A 4,846-nucleotide genomic window follows, 5' to 3' on the forward strand; every position below is an offset into this window, starting at 1 on the left:
GGTAATCGACCTTGTCTTGTGGACAAGGTCGGACCCTGCGGCCCACCGAGGGGTACCTGACAAGTAGTCCCGGCAGGCACGCGTGGGTGGCGAAACGATAGAAGCTGGCCTTGTGCCGGTCAATCGGAAATGCCGAACGGGCGTTCGATATTCGCCCTTTCAATGGCCGGGCCGCCGGCCATGGACGGGATTCATCGTTAGCTGGCTATCGGCAGGGGGCTATACTCCTGTAACAGATTGTGTCGGCAGGCTGCGGCCCGCCACACCTCGTCCGGCGGACAGGGAGGCCCGCCGTACAACGCCAATAACAGCTTCATCGACGAGAGAGCCCGCATGAACGCACCCATACCGCATTACTCTGCCGAAGAACGTACCCGACGCATCTTCGCCATCGTCGGCGCCTCCTCCGGCAACCTGGTGGAGTGGTTCGACTTCTACGTCTACGCCTTCACCGCCATCTACTTCGCCCATGCCTTCTTCCCCTCGGACAACCCCACCGTGCAGCTGCTCAACAGCGCCGGGGTGTTCGCCGCCGGCTTCCTGATGCGCCCGATCGGCGGCTGGATGTTCGGCCGCATCGCCGACAAGAAGGGGCGCAAGACGGCGATGATGATCTCGGTGCTGATGATGTGCGGCGGCTCCCTGGCCATCGCGGCGATGCCCACCTACGAGACCGTCGGCGTGCTGGCGCCGGCCGGCCTGCTGCTGGCGCGGCTGTTCCAGGGCCTGTCGGTGGGCGGCGAGTACGGCACCAGCGCCACCTACATGAGCGAGGTGGCGCTCAAGGGCCAGCGCGGCTTCTTCGCCTCCTTCCAGTACGTCACCCTGATCGGCGGCCAGCTGCTGGCGGTGCTGGTGGTGGTGATCCTGCAGCAGCTGCTGAGCAACGACGAGCTGCGCGCCTGGGGCTGGCGGATTCCCTTCGTGGTCGGCGCCATCACCGCGGTGATCGCCTTCTACCTGCGCCGCTCGCTCAGCGAGACGGCCAAGGACGAGAACCTGCACCGCAAGGAGTCCGGCACCCTCACCGAGCTGTTCGCCCACCACAAGCGCGCCTTCTTCACGGTGCTCGGCTTCACCGCCGGCGGCTCGCTGATCTTCTACACCTTCACCACCTACATGCAGAAATACCTGGTCAACACCGTGGGCATGGACGCCAAGGTGGCCAGCGGCGTGATGACCTTCGCGCTGTTCCTCTACATGTGCATGCAGCCGCTGTTCGGCGCCCTCTCCGACCGCATCGGGCGCAAGACCTCGATGCTCTGGTTCGGCGTGCTGGGCATGCTCTGCACCTGGCCGATCCTCTCCGCGCTCAAGACCACCACCAGCCCCTACCTGGCCTTCGTGCTGATCATCGTGGCCATGGCCATCGTCAGCCTGTACACCTCCATCAGCGGGCTTATCAAGGCGGAGATGTTCCCGCCGGAAATCCGCGCCCTGGGCGTGGGCCTGTCCTACGCGGTGGGCAACGCCATCTTCGGCGGCTCGGCGGAGTACGTGGCCCTGGGCCTGAAGAACCTGGGCGTGGAATCGTACTTCTACATCTACGTCTCGGTGATGTGCGGCGTGGCGCTGGTGGTCTGCCTGCTGCTGCCGGACCTACGCAAGGTCAGCTACCTCAACGACGAGGACTGACCGCCCCCGGCCGGTGGAGGCTCAGTCCTCCACCTTGCCGCGCAGGCGGCTGTTGGGCAGCGCCAGGGCGATCAGCAGCGCCAGCACGCCGACGCCGGCATTGACCAGGAACAGCCGGCGGAACACCTCGTCCAGCAGCAGGCGGCGGTCCTCGTGGCCGGGGCCGGCGAGGCTGGCGAGCAGTTCGTTGGCGGAGATGCCGTGGCCGAAGCCCTCCCCGGCCGCCAGCGGCTGCAGCATGGCCAGGAGGATCGCCGACATCAGGGCGACGCCCACCGCGCCGCCCAGGGAGCGGAACAGCGTGGTGTTGCTGGTGGCGACCCCCAGGTGGCGATGCTCCACGGCGCTCTGCGCGGCCACCAGGCTGGTGGGGAACTGGGTGCCGGCGGCGGTGCCGCACAGCAGCATGAACAGCCCCGACAGCCAGAAGCTGGAGGGTGTGGTCAGGGCCAGGCCGGCCACCGCGCAGGGCAGCAGCAACGCGCCGGCGACTATCTGCGGCTTGTAGCGGCCCAGCACGGTGGTCAGGCGGCCGCAGCAGTAGGCGCCGATGGGCACGCCCATGGCCAGCGGCAGCATGTGCAGCGCGGCGCTGTCGGCGCCGGCGCCGGTCACCGACTGGAAGCGCAGCGGCACCAGCACCGACAGCGAGATGATCTGGAAGCTGGCGAAGAAGCCGACCATCCAGCTCAGCGTCGCCGCGCGGATGGCGAACAGCTGCATGGGCACCAGCGGCTCGGCGGCGTGGCGCTCCTGCAGGACGAACAGCACCAGCAGCGCCAGGGCCGCGGCGAACAGGCCGAGCAGCCTGGCATCGCGCCAGTCGGCGCCCTGGCCGACGTCGGTGATGGCCAGCAGCAGGCTGCCCAGGCCCGCGATCATCAGCGCGGTGCCCAGGTAGTCGATGCGCGGCCGCCGGCCCGGCACCGGCAGGCCTACCAGGGTGCGCCGCGACACCGCGAAGGCCACCAGGCCCACCGGCAGGTTGATCAGGAACACCCAGCGCCAGGATAGGTACTCGGTGAGCAGGCCGCCCAGCACCGGGCCGGCGATGCTGGCCACCGCGTACATGCTGCTGAAGTAGCCCTGGTAGCGGCCGCGTTCGCGCGGCGGGACTATGTCGCCGATGATCGCCTGGCTCACCGACATCAGCCCGCCGGCGCCCACGCCCTGCAGCACCCGCGCCAGCACCAGCTGCTCCATGCTTTGCGCCAGGCCGCAGAGCAGCGAGGCGAAGGTGAACAGCGCGGTGGCGAAGAGCATCAGCCGGCGGCGCCCGTAGAGGTCGCCGAGCTTGCCGTAGATGGGCATGGAAATGGTCATGGCGACCATGTAGCCGGAGATCACCCAGGCCAGCAGGTCGAAGTTGGCGAAACCGGCGGAGATGGCGGGCAGCGAGACGGCGACTATGGTCTGGTCGAGCGCGCCGAGGAAGATCGCCAGCATCAGCCCGATGAGGATGGTGCGCACCGGCGGACGCGGCTGGCTGAAGGTATTCAAGAACCCCCCTTGGGCGTAAGGAAAATTCGTTGGGACGGGTTGGATGCTTAGCAGTCTAACGGATTGCACCTGTGGCGCGCTGTCGCACTTTTGCAATCCGGGAAAGGCTCTATCTCGATATGGACAAGCTGACTGTCAGAAATCTCCTGCTACGCTTTGGCAGCGCTTCGTTCGCACCTGCCGCCGAATCCATCGATAGACGAAGGGCGGGAACCCTCATAGGGGAAGGCTATGGGAGTCCTGTTCTATAGTTTTTCTGTTCGTGACCAGGAGGAATGCATGAAAGCCAACCTGCCCTCTGAGTTGTTGTCCCTGCAGTTGCCGTTGCGCATCCGCGTCGGCGAGGCCCAGGCCTTCGACCTCGGCCCGGACCCGCAGGTGACGCTGATCGTCCGCGATCCCACGCTGCTGACCGAGATCACCCACCCCAGCCTGGACGCCCTTGGCCGCGCCTACGTCGAGAAGCGCATGGACATCGAGGGGCCGATCGGCGACGTGATCGCCATGGGCGACGCCCTGAGCGAGGCCCTGGGCGCCGACGACGGCCCCACCGACTTCATCCGCGAGAGCCACGACAAGCGCACCGACGCCGAGGCCATCCACTACCACTACGACCTTTCCAACGATTTCTACCGGCTGTGGCTGGATCCGGAAATGGTCTACTCCTGCGCCTACTACGAGACCGGCAGCGAGGACCTGGCCACGGCCCAGCTGGCCAAGCTGCGCCACCTGTGCCGCAAGCTGCGCCTGAAGCCCGGCGAGCGCCTGCTCGACGTCGGCTGTGGCTGGAGCGGCCTGGCCCGCCTGGCGGCGCGGGAGTTCGGCGCCCAGGTACACGGCATCACCCTCAGCGAAGAGCAGCTCAAGCTCGGCCGCGAGCGGGTCAAGGCCGAGGGCCTGGAAGGCAAGGTGACGCTGGAGCTGCTGGACTACCGCGACCTGCCGCGCGACGGCCGCTTCGACAAGGTGGTCAGCGTGGGCATGTTCGAGCACGTCGGCCACGCCAACCTGGGCATCTACTTCCAGCAGTTGTACGACGCGGTGCGCCCCGGCGGCCTGGTGATGAACCACGGCATCACCGCCAAGCACACCGACGGCCGCCCGGTGGGCCGCGGCGCCGGCGACTTCATCGACCGCTACGTGTTCCCCCACGGCGAACTGCCGCACCTGTCCCTGGCGGTGGCGCGCATGAGCGAGGCGGGCCTGGAAGTGGTCGACGTCGAGGGCCTGCGCCTGCACTACGCGCGCACCCTGGACTTCTGGAGCGCCAACCTGGAAGCGAAGCTGGCGGAGGCGGCCAGGCTGGTCCCCGAACAGGCCCTGCGCATCTGGCGCCTGTACCTGGCCGGCTGCGCCTACGGCTTCAAGAAGGGCTGGATCAACCTGCACCAGATCCTCGCCAGCAAGCCCCACGCGGACGGCAGCCACGAGGTGCCGTGGAGCCGGGGGGATATCTACGCCTGAGGCGCGGTCATCCTGTAGGAGCGGGCCCTGCCCGCGATTCGCGCGCAGGGCGCGCTCCTACAAGGGGAATGGCGCGGGTGGGGCGGCGTAGGAGCGGATCTCATCCGCGAATCGCGTCGGAACCTCCGGTTATCGCGGAAAAGTTCCGCTCCTACGACCGTGCTTCCTGGAACCGTAGGAGCGGACTCCGTCCGCGATGCTGTTCGCGCTCTGGCACAATATGCGGTTTCCAAGGCCTTGCCAGGAA

General features: G+C 67.4%; 3 protein-coding genes. 2 read left to right on the top strand and 1 reads right to left on the bottom strand.

From position 1 onward, the window contains the following. The first annotated feature begins 333 nt into the window (after positions 1-333). Entirely contained in the window at positions 334-1,635 is a 1,302-nt protein-coding gene (locus DK254_RS06915; protein ID WP_109933187.1) for an MFS family transporter, read from the top strand. Between the two features lie 21 nt (positions 1,636-1,656). Here the strand turns inward: DK254_RS06915 and DK254_RS06920 are convergent, their stop codons facing one another. After that, positions 1,657-3,135, bottom strand: a complete 1,479-nt coding sequence (locus tag DK254_RS06920) for an MDR family MFS transporter (RefSeq protein WP_109933188.1) — start codon at positions 3,133-3,135, stop codon at positions 1,657-1,659. A 279-nt stretch (positions 3,136-3,414) separates the two neighbouring features. On the opposite strand from DK254_RS06920, the gene cfaB reads away from it, so the two are divergent. Beyond that, complete coding sequence (gene cfaB, locus DK254_RS06925; protein WP_109933189.1) at positions 3,415-4,599, top strand: C17 cyclopropane fatty acid synthase CfaB; 1,185 nt, start codon at positions 3,415-3,417, stop codon at positions 4,597-4,599. The last annotated feature ends 247 nt before the right edge of the window (positions 4,600-4,846 follow it).

The sequence above is a fragment of the Pseudomonas sp. RW407 genome (genome assembly GCF_003176655.1).
Taxonomy (GTDB): domain Bacteria; phylum Pseudomonadota; class Gammaproteobacteria; order Pseudomonadales; family Pseudomonadaceae; genus Pseudomonas; species Pseudomonas delhiensis.

Bases quoted from the DNA above. Each gene is read 5' to 3' on its own strand.
- DK254_RS06915 (WP_109933187.1), top strand. From the start codon at position 334: ATGAACGCACCCATACCGCATTACTCTGCCGAAGAACGTACCCGACGC.
- cfaB (WP_109933189.1), top strand. From the start codon at position 3,415: ATGAAAGCCAACCTGCCCTCTGAGTTGTTGTCCCTGCAGTTGCCGTTG.